At 47.7% G+C, this 20,194-nt stretch carries 12 protein-coding genes, 1 tRNA gene and 1 pseudogene; 6 read left to right on the forward strand and 8 right to left on the reverse strand.

Annotated features, from left to right (window positions below):
- Position 1: 1 nt before the first annotated feature.
- From DWY57_RS06045 to DWY57_RS06070, 5 genes are all read right to left on the reverse strand, one after another.
- On the reverse strand, positions 2-1,510 hold the full coding sequence (locus DWY57_RS06045; protein WP_119961470.1) for an amino acid adenylation domain-containing protein: 1,509 nt from the start codon (positions 1,508-1,510) through the stop codon (positions 2-4).
- Between the two features lie 296 nt (positions 1,511-1,806).
- A complete protein-coding gene (locus DWY57_RS06050; protein WP_119961471.1) occupies positions 1,807-3,489 on the reverse strand; it encodes a SusD/RagB family nutrient-binding outer membrane lipoprotein in 1,683 nt (560 codons plus the stop codon).
- Between the two features lie 31 nt (positions 3,490-3,520).
- A complete protein-coding gene (locus tag DWY57_RS06055) occupies positions 3,521-6,889 on the reverse strand; it encodes a SusC/RagA family TonB-linked outer membrane protein (RefSeq protein ID WP_117600088.1) in 3,369 nt (1,122 codons plus the stop codon).
- 666 nt (positions 6,890-7,555) lie between these two features.
- Positions 7,556-8,560, reverse strand: coding sequence for a 2-oxoacid:ferredoxin oxidoreductase subunit beta (locus tag DWY57_RS06065; RefSeq protein WP_119961472.1), 1,005 nt, complete (start codon positions 8,558-8,560; stop codon positions 7,556-7,558).
- 99 nt (positions 8,561-8,659) lie between these two features.
- Complete coding sequence (locus DWY57_RS06070; protein ID WP_119961473.1) at positions 8,660-10,507, reverse strand: 2-oxoacid:acceptor oxidoreductase subunit alpha; 1,848 nt, start codon at positions 10,505-10,507, stop codon at positions 8,660-8,662.
- A 165-nt stretch (positions 10,508-10,672) separates the two neighbouring features.
- Here DWY57_RS06070 and DWY57_RS06080 point away from each other — a divergent pair.
- A tRNA-Arg gene (locus DWY57_RS06080) sits at positions 10,673-10,744 on the forward strand.
- 65 nt (positions 10,745-10,809) lie between these two features.
- On the opposite strand, the gene secDF is transcribed toward DWY57_RS06080, so the two are convergent.
- Both secDF and DWY57_RS06090 read right to left on the reverse strand, forming a co-directional pair.
- Positions 10,810-13,809, reverse strand: a complete 3,000-nt coding sequence (gene secDF, locus DWY57_RS06085) for a protein translocase subunit SecDF (RefSeq protein WP_119961474.1) — start codon at positions 13,807-13,809, stop codon at positions 10,810-10,812.
- 83 nt (positions 13,810-13,892) lie between these two features.
- Positions 13,893-15,341 (reverse strand): annotated as a pseudogene (locus tag DWY57_RS06090) (M3 family metallopeptidase); the annotation flags it as partial.
- A 216-nt stretch (positions 15,342-15,557) separates the two neighbouring features.
- Between DWY57_RS06090 and DWY57_RS06095 the strand changes: the two are divergent.
- The 3 genes from DWY57_RS06095 to DWY57_RS06110 all read left to right on the forward strand — a co-directional run bounded on the left by DWY57_RS06095 (position 15,558) and on the right by DWY57_RS06110 (position 17,723).
- A complete protein-coding gene (locus tag DWY57_RS06095) occupies positions 15,558-16,835 on the forward strand; it encodes a phage integrase SAM-like domain-containing protein (protein WP_004293508.1) in 1,278 nt (425 codons plus the stop codon).
- A 178-nt stretch (positions 16,836-17,013) separates the two neighbouring features.
- Positions 17,014-17,190 (forward strand): histone H1, encoded by a 177-nt coding sequence (locus tag DWY57_RS06100; protein ID WP_004293509.1) that lies wholly within the window; start codon positions 17,014-17,016, stop codon positions 17,188-17,190.
- A gap of 296 nt (positions 17,191-17,486) precedes the next feature.
- Positions 17,487-17,723, forward strand: coding sequence for a hypothetical protein (locus tag DWY57_RS06110; RefSeq protein WP_008860755.1), 237 nt, complete (start codon positions 17,487-17,489; stop codon positions 17,721-17,723).
- Positions 17,724-17,746: 23 nt separating this feature from the next.
- On the opposite strand, the gene DWY57_RS06115 is transcribed toward DWY57_RS06110, so the two are convergent.
- Positions 17,747-18,028, reverse strand: a complete 282-nt coding sequence (locus tag DWY57_RS06115; RefSeq protein WP_004293511.1) for an HU family DNA-binding protein — start codon at positions 18,026-18,028, stop codon at positions 17,747-17,749.
- A 136-nt stretch (positions 18,029-18,164) separates the two neighbouring features.
- Between DWY57_RS06115 and DWY57_RS06120 the strand changes: the two genes are divergently transcribed.
- On the forward strand, positions 18,165-18,599 hold the full coding sequence (locus DWY57_RS06120; protein WP_004293512.1) for a DUF5675 family protein: 435 nt from the start codon (positions 18,165-18,167) through the stop codon (positions 18,597-18,599).
- A 5-nt stretch (positions 18,600-18,604) separates the two neighbouring features.
- The gene (locus DWY57_RS06125) at positions 18,605-20,194 is read left to right on the forward strand and encodes a phage terminase large subunit (RefSeq protein WP_004303996.1); all 1,590 of its coding nucleotides are present in this window, start codon (positions 18,605-18,607) and stop codon (positions 20,192-20,194) included.

The following is a 20,194-nucleotide window of genomic DNA, read 5'->3' on the forward strand; positions in this document are numbered from 1 at the left end:
TTTAAATTAGTTCTTGTATTTTCTTTCTGTCTGTTTTGCTACTGGTGTTCAGCGGAAACTGTTCCAGACAATGCATATGCTTGGGAATCATGTAGTAGGGAAGCCTGCTACACAGATATTCCTCTATCTGCTGTTTGTCGAGCTGTTTCTTCTCTACGACGAGATGCAGTTCGCACTGGTTGTCGTTGTCGTATTTGGGAATGACGACTACACGGCATTCACCGTTGAAAAAGTTTTTTGCCACATGTTCAATCTCGCTCAGCTCAATGCGAAATCCTTGTATCTTTATCTGTGAGTCTTTTCGTCCGCAATAGATGATGTCACCGTCGGCATCCATCCGGCAGAGGTCTCCCGTCTTGTAGTATACTTTTCCATTGGCGGTCTCTACGAGGCATTCCCCGTTTTTTTCGGGAGCATTCCAGTATCCACCCATCACTTGATTGCCGCTAATCCATAGTTCGCCGGTTTCTCCGGTAGGCAGCGGGCGACCGTCGTTATCCATAATTAGGGCATCGATGCCTTCGAAAGGCCTTCCGATAGCGGTCATGCCGTTGTGATGCTTGCAGGAGGTGACGGGTATCCGGTAGGCAGTGCAGTAGATGGTTCCCTCTGTCGGTCCGTATAGGTTTATGAAAGAGGCATTGGGGACACATTTTCTGAAAGCATCCAACAGCTCCGCGTCAGAAGCCTCGGCAGTAACCACTAGATATCTAAGTGCGGGGAGGTGTATCTCCGGAAAATAGGGACGTAGCAGCTGGAGCAGTGAAGGGGCCACGGCAGCGAAGGTCAGGTCGTATTTTTCCAGAGTTTCAATTACGTTGATGTATTTCACGCCTTCCGGAGAAACGGTGTATATGCAAGCACCCAGCGTCAGCGGATATAGAAAGGATACGATGGAAACGTCAAAAGTGAGTTCGAACATCTGCAGCATCCGGTCGTTCTCGTCCAGTTGCCAGCCGAGGCGGTGGTAGGCGGTATAGAAAGCATTCAGGTTACGGCGGGAGATGGGTACTCCTTTGGGTTCGCCCGTGCTTCCGGAGGTAAAGATGATGTAGGCATTTTCCTCTTCTGCCGTATGGAGGATGTCTTCTGCGGCATGGAACGTGGCGGAGTTCTCTGCCTGCTCTATTTCGGAGGTACATATCAGTTCCAGATTCCGGGTGTCGAGGTTCAAGATATGGATATTCTCGGTATGCAGCACGAGGCGAATGCCTGCCGAGTCGGCAATTCTGTCGTTCCTATGTTTGGGGTAGGAAGGATGGAGGATGACGTATGTCTTTCCGCAAATCAGTGCAGATAGTATGGATGCGTATGTTTCCAGTCTGTTTTCTGCGACGATGCCGATAATTTTGTCTTCTCTGTCCTTGAATAGGGAGGATATTTTCTGTACGCAAGTTGCCAGCTCTCCATAAGTGCAGGCCGTGTCTTCGATGACGAATGCCGGTCGGTCGGCATATTTGCCGAAGGCTTTCATGATGTCGCCAATCAAGTCATTTGGATACTTTTTCATTTAGTCCGTTATGTTATAGTTCAGTTTTTGCGGAAGCGATGTTTGTCCGTCGTTCATTAAAGACAGTGGTTTCCCGCAATCTCCCTACCGGGAAATCCTTAAGATTTCTAAAAAAGGAGGGATACTGTTCGGAATAAAAGAAACAGAGGGGGCAAATACATACTCACCACAGGATAGCACGGATTAACACTGCTAAAAGCTCTTTCAGAACTCCTAAGGCAATCTGTGTTAATCCGTGTTATTCTGTGGTGAGTATGATATACTCTTCGGGCAAAATGGGTTTGCGAACAAAGTCCTTATTTTGCCCAGAACAGTTTGTGGTAGTAAGTGTCTTCGGCTGACACCTCTTTATAGTAGGGATTGTAGTTGACTTCCGTATTCGGGTATCTCCAGCGGTTCGGCACATTTGTGATGGTACCGGCCACTTCGGGGAAGGCTAGGCCGGACGGATAGCCGGTACGTCGGATATCACTCCATGCCTCACGACTGGCTAGGAAACCGAAATGCAGCCACTTTTGGGTAATGATGGCATCCAGCTTGTCTGTATATTTCGTGCTGTTCCATTTGGCAGCGGCGAAAGAGGCGGTTTCTTCGGCGGTAGGGGCATCATACCGGCGTGCGTTTTCACCCGTACTTACCGAATCGTAATAGTAGTAAAGCGTGATGGACTGGCTGACAGCCTTTTTGAACTCTTCTTCCGCTTTCGCTTCATTCTTTGCCACTCCATACCCCATTTCATAGGCTTCCGCTTTCAGGAAATGGATTTCGGGTGAGGCCATTATCAGCATGTCGAATTTGTCGTTTTCCCAAAAGAAACCTTTCTGCGTGATTTGTGAGAAACCGGTGTTGCTGGTATTGACTTCGTCTTGTGCCTGCGAGTTGTAATATTCCGTCAGCTCATCCGCCACGGTAAGGTCTGTACCCAGATAACGGTGCTCGTCCAATTGACCGGTGTTTTGGTTGGTAATCTTCACGGGATTGAAGTTGAGCAGGATGCGCGGGTCGTCTTCTCCTTTCACATAAACGCCGCTCAGTGGGTCATTGCTGGTCATATCATAGTTGCCATGGCCCAGCATGCGGTCGATGATGGCGCCCGAAGCAAGTCGGTTGGTTACCCAGTCACCCAGTCCGTGGCCTGCGGTGAAGTTCAGTTGCCCAGACTTCTGGTTGACAATGAGAATGTTGTTTTCTTGTTCCTCTATCAACGGATAGGCTGACGGATTTTCCAGGATTTCCTTGATGGCGGTACGGCCTTCCGCCTGCAAGTCTCCTTGCGCGGCTACGCGCATGGCAAGGCGCAGTCGCAAGGAGTTTGCATAGCGTTCCCATTTGTCCATGTCCCCGTTGTTGATAAAGTCTTGTGTATTGAAGTTCCTCGGTGTGGGGATGGAGCGGAACCGCGGAGCAATTTCTTTGAGCTCGTCAAGAATGGTTTTATATATATTCTCGGCCTTGTCATAGTGAGCATACGATTTACCTACATCGTTGGTAAGCGGCAGTGTGCAAGCTTCCGAAAAAGGCATATCCCCGAAAATGTCCACTGTGGCGGCGAAAAAATCGTACAGCTGTACTTTGGCGGCAAGATAGAATGCCTCATCCTGTGCTTGCTCTGCCGCGCTTTCTTCTTTGTAGAGAGATTCCAGCTTGCGGAACTGGGCCAGTGCCGAATACACATTGTCCCACTGTCCGTCAATGGCGGGTATATAGCCGGGGGTATACATATCTGTAGTGTTGGAGTAGCCGAAGGTTTGTGCATACTTGCCTGTAAACTGTGAATCGAATCCGAAGAACCGGTTGTATTCGTAAACATCATAGTCCTTTACTTTTTGGAAGACTCCTACCATCAGATTACTGATGGTGACTTGGGTTACTTTGGAGGGGTCTTCGTATTTGCTGTCGAAGTCATAATCCGTACAGCCTGATGTTGTCAGGAGGAATGCTCCCAATGAAACAAGAGATAATATCTTTGTCTTTTTCATACTCTTTTTTGTTTTTTGGATGGTTGTTTTGTCAGAAACTTGCACGAAGTGAAACACCGAAACTGCGGGTAGCTGTGGTAGAACTTCCCACGGTAGCCTGGTTGGCCCAGGATGTTCCGACGGACGACTCCGCATCGTAGTTTTTCAGTGCTTTGTAGAAGTAGAAGAGGTTACGTCCGAAGACCGACACACTCAGCCGGCCCAGTCCCAGTTTGGAAATCATCTTTTCGGGAAACTGGTAGCCGATGGTCAATTCACGCAGTTTGACATAAGAATTGTCGAATACCGAATGGCGGTATGTCAGCTGTTCGGCCTCCGTTCCCCAATTATAGGTGGTGTTGTAGTAATAGCCTGCCGGAATGATACGTGTGTTTCTTTCGCCAGTGGAGGCCACTACACCCGGAAGGATGATGCCGTCGTGGTAGATTATCTCTCCGTTGGGGCCGGCACCCGTGGAAGGGTCTACTTGTACCGGAATTCCGCTGGAATTGTTGTCGCCCGGATAGTAATAGGATAGTCCGCCGTGTTCCGTATCACGGTACTTCAGGGATTCGGGTGTCAGACCCACTGCGGTGGCATATTGGTTCATTTCGTTGATGACATCCCCTCCGATGCGGAAGTCGATACTGAAATCGAGGAATACATTCTTGTAGGAGAAAGAGTTGAATAGACCTCCTACGCCTGCCGGATTGATGTTGCCGACTTTCTGCAATTCAGTTTGGTTGAGGTAAAGACCTTTATCGGAAACGAGGTACTCACCGTTTTCGTTCACCTGGGGAACCTGTGCATAGATGTCACCCATTGGCTGGCCTTCCACAGCTTGTATTTTTATTCCGCTGCCTCCGGAGTTGAGTATTTCCAGATAGGGCACTCCATCGGCCAGTTTCACTACTTTGTTCTTATATACACCATAGTTGGCTGTCAGGTCCCAGCGGAAATCTCTGGTTAGTATGGGAGTGGCACTGATTGATATATCCCAGCCGTGGTTGGCTACCTCGCCCACATTCATCAACACATTCTTTACGCCTGATGTGGAAGGTTGCGGCGTGGAGAGTATCTGGTCCTTTACACGGTTGTTGTAGTAGGATATATCTATACCCAACCGGTTGTTTAAGAACTTGCTTTCCAGACCTATCTCGTATTCGTACTTCTTTTCCGGACGGATATCTGCATTCCCCCATGAAGAGGGAATGGTGTTCCAGGTGAATCCGTTGTCTGAACCTTGCTCGTAGACGATATTGGCGGTATAGGTTTCAGGAGCATTTCCTACGATACCGTATGAGAGGCGCAGTTTTCCATAGTTCCACCATGACGGCATGTGGAAGGCTTGGGTGAAGAGGAAACTCAGATTAGCGGAAGGATAGAAAAAGCTCTGGTCTTTTAGGGTAGATGAGCGTTCCTGGCGTCCGGTCAGTTCAAGGAATAGATAGTTGTCCCATCCCAGGCTCAGTGTACCCATATAGCCGGTTTTCAGTAGTTCCATACGTTGCAGGGTACTGCTTGGCGTGTAGCGGCTGGCATTGAGGTCGAACCAGTTTTCCGTGACAAGCCCGCCATTGGTGGAGACCCTCATATTGTTCATATTTTCGTAGCGTCCGGTCCAGCCTACGGTGGCGGCAATGTCGAAGCGGTTGATATTATAGTTGAAGTTCAACATAACATCTCCATAGACAATGTCGTAACGGCGGTTGATGGACTGGAAGCTACCGTTGGGGTCGTATAGGGAATTGGGTTGTTCGCTTTCATATTTCAGTGTTTGCTTCACATCTGTGATATCAGTTGAAACCTGGGCGCGCAGACTCAGCCAGTTGGTTATCTGCCAGGTGGGGCGAATCATACCGATGAGCCGATTCTCTGTCTCGTCGCTATGGTGATGGTACATATTCCACAGCATGTTGTTCACTCCGGTGGCGTAACTGGGGTCGTAGGCCCATGATTCCTCAGGAGTCAGCGTGGCGTTTCCTCCGACAAAGGTATTACGGTATCCCAGACTGGTGACGTAGCTTTGTTTCAGATAGGGAATGTCCAGGAAGGTGGAGAACATGTTGCCGAAACCGCTGTATAGGTTGAGCGAGGTTTGCGGACGGTCTTCTACATTCTGTACGATGTAGTTAAGGGAGTATTCCAGTTTCAGCGGTTTCGCCAGTTGATACGAACCGGTCAGTTTGAAGTTGTGTTTGGTGAAGCTTCCGGTCAAAGCATTGGGAATCTCGTCCATGAATGTGTAGGAGAAGCGGTTGCTGGTGGTTTCCGTCCCTTGTGAGATGGCGAGATTGTAAGTCTGGGTCCAGCCGGTGCGAAACAACTCTTTCCACGGGTTGTCGGTCAGTGCCTGGTAGGGGCGCATCTTCCCGTCCCAGTAAAGTACCTCGCTACCGTCGTATTTCGGGCCGAAGGACAAGGTGGTGGAACGGAGGCTTTTGTAGCTTTGTCCGTTTAGGGTTCTCTGATAGAAGCCTCCCGTCTGTTTCTCATAATCGCTGTATGCGGTGTTGTAGGTTCCCGGCCCGTATACGGTCTGTACTTTCGGCAGATAAGCCGGTAAGTTTGCCATGACTTGGGCATTGAAGTCCACCGTCAGCTTGCCACTTTTGGCGCGTTTGCTGGTGATGACTACCGCACCGTTTGCAGCCTCCGAGCCGTAGAGAGCTGTGGCAGAAGCTCCTTTCAGAATACTGAGGCTCTCGATGTCTTCTGGGTTGATGTCTACCAGACCATTGGAACGGATTTGTCCGTCGTTGCCAAATTCAGCGAAGTCCGTGCTTTTGCCCGTGCCGCCGTTGCGGATGGGTACACCGTCCAGAATGATGAGTGGCTGGTTATTTCCAGTGATAGAGGTCAGTCCGCGTACGTTGATGGAGACAGCTCCGGCAGAACCGCCTTGTGTCTGTGTGATGCGGACTCCCGGTGCTTTACCGTACATGGCAGAGGCAAAGTTGGGTGCTCCTGCCTTTACCAATTCGTCTGCACTGATGGTACTGATGGCATAGCCGACACGTTTCGTGTCTTTTTTGATACCCATTGCCGTTACTACGACTTCTTTCAGTTGCTGGGTATCTTCGCTGAGTGTAATCTTCAGGTCGCCTTGCTTTTTTCGTTTTGCCAGGTTTATCTCCCGGGTAGCATAGCCCATGTAAGCGATAGAGAGTGTTGCATCTGCAGGAACGGTCAGTGTGAAGTTGCCGTCCACATCGGTAATGACGCCGTTGTTGGTGCCTTTCTGTATGACGCTGGCACCGATAAGCGGTTCTCCCGTTACATCTCTCACAATGCCTTTAATGGTTCGGTTTTCTTGTGCGAAGGCTGTTCCGGTGAAAAGAAATGCTAATAACCAACTTGCAATAATCAAACTTTTTTGGAAGTGCGACGCTGAATGTGGAATGTCACACCGTTTTCTCATCCTGATTTTCATACTACTGAAAAATAATTGATTTATCTTATTATAAATGTTACGTCCTTTCGGCGGATATTTTAGCAAGAGGTATGCCAAACGAAAGGCAAGCTATCCTTTTAAGAGTGAATAATGTTGATAATCAATTGTTTATTTTTAATCGGGAAAAAGGAAAGTTCGGGTGTTTGTGGTGTGGAGATGTGGAAAAAATCCACAGTAGGTATTCCACAATTTCCCTCTCTTCCCTTGAAGTCTTGTTGTCGACCCTTATTGGTAGCTTTGTTCGTCGGAGGTATGTTCTATCGCTGTAATAAAATCTGGTGCAGTTGCAGTGGTTGCATTTTCTTTTCAGGGTGGGAGTGTTTTTGACCTTTATCTAGGAAGGATTACTCGAACGAAGGAACTATCAGCCTGCGGTTTGTGAGAGAAAGGATAGGGAGGGAGGTACTCTTACTTTTGGGAAATTAATATCATGTTTGCACCTTATTTGTTTCGTGCAAACATAATATTAATAAGAAATGATACAAGCTATTAATATTGCAACTCAAAAGTGTGGAAGCAAAATGCGCTTCCATACTTTTGAGTTGCTTCCACAGCATCTGAAATGCCGTTGGATAAGAAATTTCGGCAGATGAGTGGAAGTGTGGAAGCAACTTATGCAAAAATCTTAGTGGTTTATTTTACTTCCCACGTATCGTTCGTCATCAATAACTCCTCGAAGTTGTGATACTTTTTCTTGGTAGACACCTCTTCGATTTGTTCATGAACGGCATCGTCGTAAGTAGGAGCTTCCACATCGCGGATAACACCGAGTGCAATCGGGAAGTCGGGACCTTCCATCAGGGCAAGCTTCAGTTGCAGGGTGTTGTCCATGCAGTGGGCATCGTGGATGAGGATATCCTTCTCTGTAATGCCGTTCTCACCGAGTTTCACGACTTTTAGACCAAAGCCTTCCTGCATCAGTCCGTATTCGTTGTTCTCGCCGAAGAGCATCGGTTCGCCGTGTTTCAAGTAGATGGCATTCTTGGCGCGGTCTTCCTTTTTGGCTACGGAGTCATGCGTACCGTTATTGAAGATAACGCAGTTTTGCAGAATCTCGCAAACGGAAGCCCCTTTGTGAGCCATGGCTGCCTTCAATATTTCCACTGTCCCCGGAGCATCGGTAGCTACCGCGCGGGCAAAGAAACGGCCGCGGGCACCGAAGCAAAGCTCTGCCGGGTGGAATGGATCTTCTACCGTACCATAGGGAGACGACTTGCTGACGAAACCACGTGGAGAGGTCGGAGAATATTGACCTTTGGTCAGACCGTAGATGCGGTTGTTCAGCAGAATCATGTTCAGGTCGATGTTACGGCGTACGGCGTGGATGAAGTGATTACCGCCGATGGCCAGACCGTCACCGTCGCCGGAGATTTGCCATACCGTCAGGTTGGGATTGGCAACCTTGGCACCTGTAGAGATGGCAGCAGCACGTCCGTGGATGGTCTGCATCGCATACGTATTCATGTAATAGGGCAGACGGCTGGAGCAGCCGATACCTGAGATGACGGCATTCTCCCAAGGAGCTTTGCCGATTTCTGCCATTGCTTTGTGTAGTGAGGCCAGAAAGAAGTGGTCACCACAACCCGGACACCAACGAGGTTGTCCTTTTTTATAGTCTTTTGCTGTATATTCGCACATAATCTTTTTAAATTGATAGTTGATAATTGATAGTTGATAATTGGTGGCTGGTCATTGATAATCCGCATATTACGCATGGTTATTATCAATAGTCAACAGTCAATTGTCAATTAATTTATTGAACGCTGCCACCAGCTCGGCAACGACGAACGGCTGTCCTTTGACTTCGTTGAACTGGTACGGGGTGAAGTTGTCTATCTTCATACGTAGATAACCGGCAAATTGTCCGAGGTTCTGTTCGGCAACTACCACCTTCTTGTACTTCTTCAGAACAGCTTCTGTGTTCTTGGGGAGTGGGTTTAGATAAGTGAAGTGGGCGAGGGCAACCTTCTTGCCTGCCTTGTTCATCTCTTCCATGGCCGAATACAAGTGGCCGTATGTACCGCCGAAACCGACAATCAGCAAATCGGCATCGTCTGCACAGCCTTGCACTTCTACATCAGGTACGGGGATTTTGGCCACCTTCTCGGCACGTAGGTGGCACATCAAGTTATGGTTTTCGGGATCGGTGGAGATGGCACCGGTATTGCTGTCTTTCTCCAGACCGCCGAGGATGTGCATATAGCCTTCTTGTCCAGGGATGGCCCAGTAGCGGACACCCGTTTCAGGATTGCGTTTGTACGGAGTATAGTTGTCCTTCATTTCGGGAGTCACATAGGGAGGAGTGATGGTGGGATAGTCTGCCAGTTTGGGCAGCTTCCAGGCGCCGGAACCATTGGCAACAAAGCCGTCGGTCAGCAATACGACCGGAGTCATGTGTTCCAATGCAATCTTGCTTGCCATGTAGGCTGCATCGAAACAGTTTGTGGGTGAAGAGGCAGCGATGACTGGCATTGGGCTTTCACCGTTGCGGCCGAACAATGCTTGTAACAAGTCTGTCTGCTCTGACTTGGTGGGCAGACCGGTAGAAGGGCCACCACGTTGCACGTCGAGCACAACCAGCGGAAGTTCTGTAATGACTGCCAAGTTCATGGCTTCCGATTTCAGACAGACACCGGGACCTGAAGTGGAGGTCACAGCCAGCGCGCCTGCAAAAGCGGCGCCGATAGAAGTGGCGCAACCGGAAATTTCGTCTTCACACTGCACGGTAATCACGCCCAGAGACTTGTGCTTAGAGAGTTCGTGCAGTACATCGGTTGCCGGAGTAATGGGATAGGAGCCGAGGAACAGCTTCAGACCAGCCTTTTCAGCTGCGGCGATGAAACCGTAAGCAGTAGCTTTGTTACCCGTGATATCCATGTATCTGCCGGGAACGGTGGTTTTACTTTCAATCTTATATGTGTGGGCTACGGAAGCATGGGTGTTGTGTCCGTAATCATATCCTGCATGTATAACCTTGATGTTTGCCTCGGCAATTTCGGGCTTTTTGGCGAATTTCTCGCGGATGAAATCTTCGGCTATCTTTAGGTCGCGGTTGAACAGCCAGCATACCAGACCTACTGCAAACATGTTGCGGCATTTCAGCATGGATTTGTTGTCCATTCCGGTGTCGGCAAGGCAGTCTTTCACCATTTTCGAGATAGGGGCGGCGATGACATCCTGCTTAATACCCATTTCCTCTATCGGATTATCGGTCTTGAAAGCTGCTTTTTCCAGGTCTGATTTCTGAAAAGCGTCTGTATCGATAATGATACAAGCAGTGGATTTAGCAAACTTATATTGGGTTTTCAGTGCGGCGGCGTTCATCGCTACCAATACGTCGCATTTGTCACCCGGGGTATAGACTTTCTCAGCACCGATATGTACTTGGAAACCGGAAACACCGGTAAGTGAGCCTTGCGGGGCGCGGATATCTGCCGGATAGTCGGGGAATGTACTGATATCATTGCCCACGGTAGCCGAAACTGTTGAAAAGATGTTGCCGGCGAGCTGCATACCATCGCCGGAGTCTCCGGAGAAGCGGACTACCACTTGCTCCAGTTCTTTGACCATCATGTCGTTTGCCATAACTTACGAATTACTATAGATTAATTTTTGGGGGTTACTGTATTCTATCACTGACCGACAAATTTCGTAAAGTTAATCGGATTAACAAAACTTTTTTCGGAAAATCGACAGAATACATTATCTTTGCATTCGCAATCTACTGCAATATGCAGAATCTATGCAAAAGGTCTTGTAGTTCAACGGATAGAATAGAAGTTTCCTAAACTTTAGATCCGGGTTCGATTCCCGGCGAGACTACAAAAAAGGAGGAAATCCATTTCGGATTTCCTCCTTTTTTAGTTTATAGTTTTTTGTCTAAATTCTTATTTGGCTACTTCTACAGCTGCTTCAGTACCTTTCTTGTTTTTCATCAACAGATATGCGATAGGAGATGCAACGAACAGAGAAGACAGTGTACCGAATACAACACCCAGAATCATGGCGAATGCGAAGCTTCGGATGGAATCACCACCGAGGATGAAGATGCACAGCAACACAATCAAGGTGCTCAGTGAAGTATTGATGGTACGTGCCAAAGTTGTATTCAATGAGTCATTGAACAACTGGAACTTGTCACGCTTCGGATAGAGACCGAAGAATTCACGTACACGGTCAAAGATTACCACCTTGTCGTTGATAGAGTAACCGATAGCTGTCAGGATGGCACCGATAAAGGTCTGGTCGATTTCCAGAGAGAACGGCATCCAGCCCCAACAGATGGAGTAGGCACCCAGGATGATGATAGTATCACAAGCCAATGCGGATACTGAACCGATACTGTATGCAATATTGCGGAAACGGATCAGGATATAGATACCGATGGCAATCAATGCAAGTACAACAGACCAGATGGCTGAAACCTTGATGTCGTCTGCGATACTCGGACCTACCTTCTGGGAACTGATAATACTTCCGCCCGTATGGTTTTCGCGGTCGATGAAGGTTTCCAAAGTGATGTTCTGAGTCAGCAACGGTTTCAATGTTTCGTATAAGTATGCTTCGATTTCAGAGTCGATGTTGTTACCTTCTTCTGCGATACGGTAGTTGGTACTGATACGTACTGTCTTGCCGTCCGTGCCGATAGCGATAACGCTGACATTGGCATCGCCGAACTTGCTGGAGATAAGCTCGCGAACTTGTTCCGGCTCTACCTTATTCTCAAACTGTACTTTGAAGTTACGTCCACCAGTGAAGTCGATACTCTGGCTCAATCCGCGGGTAGCGAGGAAAGCGATACATATAACTATGATAACTCCAGTAGTGGTCAGCCACAATTTGTTTCTGCCCATGAAGTCGAAGTGTACATTCGCCATCAAGTTCTTTGAAATCTTGGAAGAGAATGTCAGATTCAGGAGTTTGTCCTTGCTCATGAAATGGTCATAGAACAGACGCGTCATGAATACGGCAGTAAAGAACGAAATCAAAATACCGATAATCAATGTAGTAGCAAAACCACGAATAGGACCTGTACCGAAGTTGAACAAGATAATACCGGTGATGATAGACGTCAAGTTGGAGTCGAAGATTGCAGAGAAGGCGTTGGAGTAACCGTCAGCCAATGCTTTCTTTACACCCTTGCCTGCACGGAGTTCTTCTTTGGTACGTTCGTAAATCAATACGTTAGCATCTACAGCCATACCCAGTGCCAGCACCATACCGGCAATACCGGACATCGTCAATGCTGCTTGGAAAGAAGAAAGGATACCCAATGTGAAGAACAAGTTCAGTACCAGAGCACCGTTGGCAACCATACCCGGAATGAATCCGTACATAGAGCACATGTAAACCATCAGCAGAATCAATGCTACGATGAATGACATGATACCGGCATTGATGGAAGCTTGTCCCAGTGAAGGACCTACGATATCTTCTTGTACGATGTGCGCAGGAGCCGGCATTTTACCTGATCTTAACACGTTTGCCAAGTCTTTTGCTTGTTCCGGAGTAAAGTGACCGGTAATCTGTGAGTTACCGCCCGTGATTTCATTGCTTACGTTCGGTGCTGAGTAAACATAACCGTCCAACACGATAGCGATGCTCTTGCCGATATTCTGCTTGGTGAGCTGAGCCCAACGGCGTGCACCGTCTGTGTTCATAGACATACTTACGGCAGGTTTACCGTAATGGTCGTATTCGTCTTTGGCGTTAACCACTACATCACCTTCCAGAGGCGCCTTGCCGTTACGTTCTGTAGAACGGATGGCATAAAGTTCAAAAGTCTGGGCTTTCGGATCGTATTCATAAGGAGATACGCCCCACTTCAGACGCAAGTCTTTCGGCATTTCGGCTTGAACTTCCGGCATGGAAAGGTATCTGTTGATTTCAGCAGTATCCTTGTAGTTGGCATAAGCAACAACAGGACCTTGCCCACTGGGGTTGACCTGCAGGATAGCGAACAGCGGGTGTTCTTTCTTTATTTGCGCAAGGTCAACAGCTTGTGTTTTGTTTTCGCCCTTTAAAGCAGCGGCAAGACTGTCGGCTGTGCTGGTAGCTTGTGCTACGGCAGGAGTTTCGGTAGCTGCGCTGTCTGCCTCTTCTGTCGGAGTTTCGCTTGCAACGATGGCACGCAACTTGGTGTCGGCAGCTTGGAGATAAGGAGTAACATCTTTTGCTGTGTATGTTTCCCAGAATTCCAGATTGGCGGAACCTTGTAACAATTTTCTTACACGTTCAGGCTCTTTGATACCCGGAAGTTCCACCATGATGCGCCCCATCTTGTCTTCCAGACTTTGGATGTTAGGCTGAACTACACCGAAACGGTCAATACGGGTACGGAGTACATTATAGGAATTCTCAACAGCCGCCTTTACCTCTTCGCGCAATACTTTTTCAACTTCTGCGTCGGTAGATTTCTGAGTTACCTTGTCTTTTAATTGTTGGGTTGCGAACAGCTGTGACAGCGGAGCACCCGGAGCAAGCTTGTGATACTCTCTGACGAACAAGGTGATCACGTCATCCTGGCTTGTGGTAGCTTGTTTGGCGGCAGTGGCCAATGCTTGGTTGAATGCTTCGTCAGTCTTGTTGTCAGCCAATACTTTGATGACATCGGGTACGGATACTTCAAGGATGACGTTCATACCGCCCTTCAAGTCCAAACCTAAACTGATCTCCATCTCACGACATTGTTTCAGCGTCCAATTGCCAAAATACACTTTCTCATTAGCCAGAGAATCGAGGTAGTCCTGCTCTACTTTCACATCGCCTTTTGCAAACTCTTTGGCCTTACTTGTGTAATGGCGAGTTACAAAAGAGAAGGAGAGATAGAACACACACACCAGTGTGAGCAATATCGCAAAAACCCTTACAAATCCTTTGTTTTGCATGTTACTTTTAGTTTATTATGATTACTTTTTAATTAAATTCTGTTGCATACAAGGCTGCAAATATAGCTTTTTTTTCACAAATCTTACTTCATACCGCGATTTTTTAACATCGGGTCTAATTGAGGCTCAGTTCCTCTGAAGTTCTTATAGAGAGTCATCGGGTCTTCGCTGTCTCCTTTTTCCAGAACATTTTGGCGGAAAAGGTCGGCTGTTTGCTTGTCGAAGATACCGTGTTCTTTGAAGGCTTCGAAGGCATCATTGTCTAGAACATTGGCCCAGAGATAGCTGTAGTAGCCTGCCGCATAGCCGCCAATGATGTGGTTAAAGTACGTGGTACGATAACGGGGAGCTATTTCCGGAATCAGCCCCAGTTGGTCCATTGCTTCTTTTTCGTATGCAACGACATCAAGACCTTCGGTGTCAGTCAGGTTATGCAGATTCATGTCGAGGATGGCGGCGGCCAGCAACTCGGTAGTCATGAAACCCTGATTGAACGTTTTTTGGTTCAGTATCTTTTCAATCAGGCTGTCGGGGATGACTTCGCCAGTCTTGTAATGCTTGGCATACATTTTCAGCACTTCGGGTTCGGTGGCCCAGTGCTCGTTGATTTGGGAGGGGAGTTCCACGAAATCGCGTACGACATTGGTGCCTGAAGTACCTTTATACTGGCATTGGGTTAGCAATCCGTGCAGAGCATGGCCAAACTCATGGAACAAAGTTTCTACTTCGTCGATAGTCAGCAGGGAGGGAGTGTCGCCTACCGGCTTGGTGAAGCTGCATACGTTGCATACCAATGGGCGTACGCCGTCTTGTTGCTCACGGTAATTACTCATCCATGCTCCGCCACTCTTGCCGGGGCGGGGGAAGTAGTCTACATAGAAAATGCCCAGTTGTGAGCCATCGGCGGCTTTCACTTCGAACACTTCCACATCGGGATGATAGACGGGGATGCCCTCGAGTTTAGTCAGTGTGATGCCATAGAGCTTGTTGGCAACGGCAAAGGCGCCTTCGCGTACATTTTCCAGCTTGAAGTAGGGCTTGATTTCTTCTTCTTCGAGATTGTATTTTTCTTTGCGCAGTTTCTCGGTGTAGTACCACCAGTCCCATGCTTCCAGTTTCTCTCCTTTGCCTTCCTTGTCCATCAGCTTTTGCAGCTCGGCTGCTTCGGCTTTTGCCTTGGGGAGTGCATAGCTCCATAAATTGTTGAGGAAGTCCATCACGGTAGCGGAATTCTTTGCCATTGTATTGTCCAATACAAAGTTGGAGTAACAATCGAATCCCAGCAATTGCGCCTTTTCAAGTCTCAGGCTTACGATGTCGGCAATGATTTTTTTGTTGTCGTTCTTGTCATTGTTGTTGCCACGGTTGATGTAGGCTTTGTACATCTGCTCGCGCAGCGGGCGGTTGGCTGAATATTGCAGGAAAGGCAGGCGGCTTGCATTGTGCAGGGTGAACAGCCATTTGCCTTCTTGTCCGGTGGCACGGGCTTCGGCCAAGGCGCTTTCGCGGAACCATTGGGGAAGTCCGGCGAGGCACACCCTTTTTTCGGACACAACTTTTGTGATTAGGGAAAATAGTTGATTGATAACGAGTTAGTAAATGACACAAGTACGGATTTATCCGTATAAACATTATTTCGCTAAGGAAACTACTCTTTTCATGTAGGTTTCTATGTAGGTTAATTAATACCAATTGATTCCTACTAATGCGAATTAATAATAAGTCATTAACTAACTCGTTATCAGTCTATGTACACGATTAACATCAGGGGTAAGCAGAACCCGAAAGACACCAAGATGGTCAAGCTGGAGATAATTTTCTTCAAGACCGGTTACGCCCGTGTGCCGAAGGTTATAAACATCACAGGGCTATTAAAAGACTGGGATGTCAAGTCTCAGAGTTTCCGTGTAGGGAGTGCGGAGGCCACTACCAAGAACAAACTGCTTTTCGATTTGCGAACCAAATATCTGCATGTCGCCGATACCTGGGAGATGGAAGGCAGGAACTGGTCGCCCGTCCAGCTATCACATTGCTTCGATGAAATCAAGGCGGCCAAACCCGAGGTCAAAGTAAAGAGTGTCCAGCAGATGATCGATTATCTTGAAGAGACATTCAAAAACAAGAAACGCATCAAGAACGGTCAGATTGTCGACAGCACGACCAATGCTAAACGGTATGTCTATCTCAAGCGTGAACTGCAGGCGTTTACAAAGGAAAAATATGAAAAAGCCTTTTCCTCTTATTTCTTTACGGATATTACAGAAGAGTTTCTTCTTGACTTTGCGTTTTGGCTTAAAGAAAGAGGTATCAGAAATGGCAACAAGGCCGGACTTACACACAAACTAAGGTTGCTCCGTGCCGTATGCAGGCAGGCAGAAAAGAAAGAGATGTACGGGGTGAATATGGATAACTTCCTCTGTCTCGGTGATGATATTAATTGGCCGGAAACCACTTCAAGAGCAGTTCCGGAAACAGTCATAGCTAAAATCGCAAATGTTGACCGTACCTTGTTTACGAAAAAAGAGCAGTTGCATCTTGATTTGTTCCTGTTCAGCTACTATACCGGAGGTATGGCGAATGTCGATGTATGTAACCTGACATGGGATTTGGTCCAGGAAGACCGCATCGTCTATGAACGTATCAAGTTTCCCAAAACAGCCAAACCGGAATTACTCAGTAAAGCAAAAGCCATCATGAATAAATACCGTGGGCAAAGTTATGGAAATTATGTATTTCCTGTTTTTACTCATAAACACACGACCACTTCCAAGAAGACTACACGTGTCAAGCAAATTTCCACACGCCTTTCACAAACCTTGACGAAAGCATGCAAGATGTTGCGCATTAAAGAAAACATCACATGGTATTCCGCCCGTGGCTCTTTCATATCGAAGATGGTAGATGCCGGTAATAATCCGTATGTGGTTGCAGAGATGGCTGGTAACAGCCCATTGACCATCTATAAGCATTACTACAAGAATACAAAGCGGGAAGAAATCAAGCGGCAGATGGAAGAAATGTTCTGACCAGACATATCCATAAAGTTGTAAACACCTTGATAATTTCTCTGATGGATAAATCATACGGTGTAATGACTGTTAAAAGTCATTGATTACCAATGTGATATTTACTATATTTACAGAATCTCTCTTATTTTCGATTATTTTCACTACCTTTGTAGTCAATAACTTAAATAGAATTTATATGAAAGAATTGGTTTCAAAAATACAGGAAGTATATGCTACATTCTCCACGGATGCGGCACTTCAGATTGAAAAAGGCAACAAGGCCGCAGGGACCCGTGCCCGTAAGACTTCGTTGGAACTGGAAAAACTGATGAAAGAGTTTCGTAAGGTTTCCTTGGAAGAGTCTAAGAAATAACCTTTACACGTCCGGTCGTTATCACATAATGGCCGGTTCTTCTGCAGATGCGGCATAAAAACCATATTGGCAGAACGACATAATAAAATACGGAAAGCGTTAGCTTTTGTCATGCACCGAAATCTGGTAAATTTCACTTATCCGCAGGACAAACAGTTTTCGCCTATGCTTTTGCGTGGGCTTAACTTGTTTGCGGATAGGTTTACCAGAACCTCGGTGCTACGGGTTATGTCCCACGCTTTTTGGTCTTGGTACATTGAATGCTTGACGGGACTCAAGCCAAATACGGAGATATTATGAACGACATGAATCTGATGGATGAACTTTTGAAAATTCCTGCTGATGCAACTGCCGCCACCGTACAAGGCATAGAAATGCTTCTTATCGATGAAAACAAGGCGGGGGCTTTATTGGAGTCGGATCCTAATGACAACACCATCCACGAATGCCTTTTAAGCAACGGCCGTTTCCTGTTCCAATCGGACAATGCCAACCTCGTTGCCCTGTATAAAGTAACAGGAGCATCTGAATAACGCTCCTGTTGCATATAATCACCTTATTTGTCTGATTTCATCCTTCCTGCAAAGGCTTTTGACGGCTTGAATGCCGGGATATTGTGGGCAGGCACTATCACCGTGGTATTCCTGCTTATGTTGCGTGCTGTCTTTTCCGCACGGTGCTTGATGATGAAACTGCCGAAGCCGCGAAGATAAACCTCCTCGCCGTTTATCATGGAAGACTTTACGCTATCCATGAATCCTTCGACAACTTGTAACACGACCTGCTTCTCCAGACCGGTCTGCGTTGCTATTTCCCTGACGATATCCGCTTTTGTCATATTAACTCTTGATTAAATACTGTCAATCCGTTCACAAAGATACATCATTTCCTGAAATATCCTCCTTTTACAAACACATATAATAAACATTAGCCGGCGTCCGTCTCTACTCTTTCGATACAAATAGTATCGAAGTATGAAGCTGACACTCAACCGCAAATTCAAAGGTCAGACCTATACCATAGGTGACCTGTCCATCGACGGCAAATTTTTCTGTAATACCATCGAAGATGCCGTGAGGGAACTTCCGGCAACCTGTCCGGATACTCCTCGCGGCCGTTCCTGTACCTGCAAGGAAAAGGTCTATGCCAAGACTGCCATTCCTGCCGGGACTTATAAAGTCACTCTTCAGTACAGTCCCAGGTACAAGAAGAAAATGCCATATCTGCATGATGTGCCGCATTTCCTCGGCATCCTGATCCATTCCGGCAATACCGAAGTCGATTCCGCCGGCTGTATCATCGTGGGAAAGAATACGGTCAAGGGAAAAGTTTTGGAATCCCGTACTACATTCCAAAAACTGTATGCTATACTCGAGTCCGAAAGGGACATAACCATTCAGATTGTATAAATCTAATGGCGGTCAACAGGCTCAAACCACCCAGAAACCTGCGCATCGAGTTCAAACCGTCCCCACGGCAGTATGAACTCTGGAAACTGTTGCAACCGAACTATTGTCCCCATTGTGGCGGGGAGATCGAGCAAATCCTTATCGGCTATGACCAGCAAGGCAACCCTCAGTACAGGCCCCAATGCAGGCATTGCAAGTCGCAGAACCTGCCGCAGCTGATACTGGGAGGCGGAGCGGCCGGCGGCGGAAAATCGTATATCGGCAGCGTTTGGCTGGTGTCTTCATGTATCCGGTTCGAGAATATCCGTGCGGTGGTGGCCCGTAAGACACTCAAGTCGTTGAAGGAATCGACATGGAATACCATCAAGTCGATTCTGAAGGATTGGGGACTGAAAGAGGATACAAACTACAAGATAAACAACCTCGAAGGCACGCTCACATTCTGGAATGACTCGGTCATCATCATGAAGGAGATGGCGGATATCCCCAGCGACCCCAACTTCGAGCGTTTCGGCTCTTCGGAATACACCATCGCCATGGTGGACGAGGTGTCGGAAATCTCGGAACGGGCCGTCGAAGTGCTGTTCTCCCGTCTCCGCTGGAGAACCCATGAGACATTCAAGACTCCGAGAATGCTGCTCACCACCAATCCGACGATTAACTGGGTGCGTTCCCGCTTCGTGCAGGACGAAAACGGAGACAAGGTCATCTGCCGCGAGGGTGAAGCGTATATACCTTTTTCCGTGTTTGACAACCCGAATATCGCTTTCCGTCAGGTGTACGAGGCGGCCCTGAACAAGATCCGGGATCAGGCGACAAAGGAACGCCTGCTCTATGGCAACTGGGATTTCGTGGAAGCCAACGATATGGCGATTTATAACAGTTTCGACGGCTCCCGGCATCTCGTTACCGGACTGAAAGAAAAAGCATACGATCCGACCAAGCCGCTCATCACGGTGTGGGACTTCAATGTTGCCCCCCAAATGTCGGTGCTCTCCGCACAAATAGACTATGAAAACAGGAAGGTCTATATACTGGAAGAGATACTCGGCAAGCCGGAGGAAAAGGAGAACAACACACCTGCGTTGGCACGGAAAGTACGCTTAAAACTTTACCGGGACAAGCATATCGGCGGAGTGGATGTGACCGGTGACCCTTCCGGGTTACAACGCTCCACCACCAACGAGGACGGCATCAACAACTATACCATCATCACGGACACTTTCGGCAGAGGAATCCTGCGACCGAAGGTAAAGCTGTTACGCAAGCAGCCTCCGCAGGCTACACGGTGCGAGTTCGTCAACGAGGTATTCGGGGGCTATGAAGGCTGGGAGATACAAATCGATATCAAATGTCGCAAACTTACCCAGGATCTGATTTACCAGCTTCGTAACGAGGACGGTACCAAGAGCAAACAGAAGACCACCGACCCGAAAACCGGTGTCAAATATGAACGGTACGGGCACTTGTCCGACTGCCTTGACTACCTGCTCTGTTACTACCTGCGCGACAGCTGGTACAAGTTCAAGAGCGGAGGCGACGGGAACGGGTATGTGGTCTCCACATCGGTAATTCAGGAAGGATTTTCATACTAA

This window comes from Bacteroides sp. AF25-5LB (genome assembly GCF_003602965.1).
GTDB lineage: Bacteria > Bacteroidota > Bacteroidia > Bacteroidales > Bacteroidaceae > Bacteroides > Bacteroides uniformis.

Bases quoted from the DNA above. Each gene is read 5' to 3' on its own strand.
- DWY57_RS06110 (WP_008860755.1), top strand. From the start codon at position 17,487: ATGAACGACATGAATCTGATGGATGAACTTTTGAAAATTCCTGCTGAT.
- DWY57_RS06100 (WP_004293509.1), top strand. From the start codon at position 17,014: ATGAAAGAATTGGTTTCAAAAATACAGGAAGTATATGCTACATTCTCC.
- DWY57_RS06095 (WP_004293508.1), top strand. From the start codon at position 15,558: ATGTACACGATTAACATCAGGGGTAAGCAGAACCCGAAAGACACCAAG.
- DWY57_RS06050 (WP_119961471.1), bottom strand. From the start codon at position 3,489: ATGAAAAAGACAAAGATATTATCTCTTGTTTCATTGGGAGCATTCCTC.
- DWY57_RS06115 (WP_004293511.1), bottom strand. From the start codon at position 18,028: ATGACAAAAGCGGATATCGTCAGGGAAATAGCAACGCAGACCGGTCTG.
- DWY57_RS06045 (WP_119961470.1), bottom strand. From the start codon at position 1,510: ATGAAAAAGTATCCAAATGACTTGATTGGCGACATCATGAAAGCCTTC.
- secDF (WP_119961474.1), bottom strand. From the start codon at position 13,809: ATGCAAAACAAAGGATTTGTAAGGGTTTTTGCGATATTGCTCACACTG.
- DWY57_RS06055 (WP_117600088.1), bottom strand. From the start codon at position 6,889: ATGAGAAAACGGTGTGACATTCCACATTCAGCGTCGCACTTCCAAAAA.
- DWY57_RS06065 (WP_119961472.1), bottom strand. From the start codon at position 8,560: ATGTGCGAATATACAGCAAAAGACTATAAAAAAGGACAACCTCGTTGG.
- DWY57_RS06070 (WP_119961473.1), bottom strand. From the start codon at position 10,507: ATGGCAAACGACATGATGGTCAAAGAACTGGAGCAAGTGGTAGTCCGC.
- DWY57_RS06120 (WP_004293512.1), top strand. From the start codon at position 18,165: ATGAAGCTGACACTCAACCGCAAATTCAAAGGTCAGACCTATACCATA.
- DWY57_RS06125 (WP_004303996.1), top strand. From the start codon at position 18,605: ATGGCGGTCAACAGGCTCAAACCACCCAGAAACCTGCGCATCGAGTTC.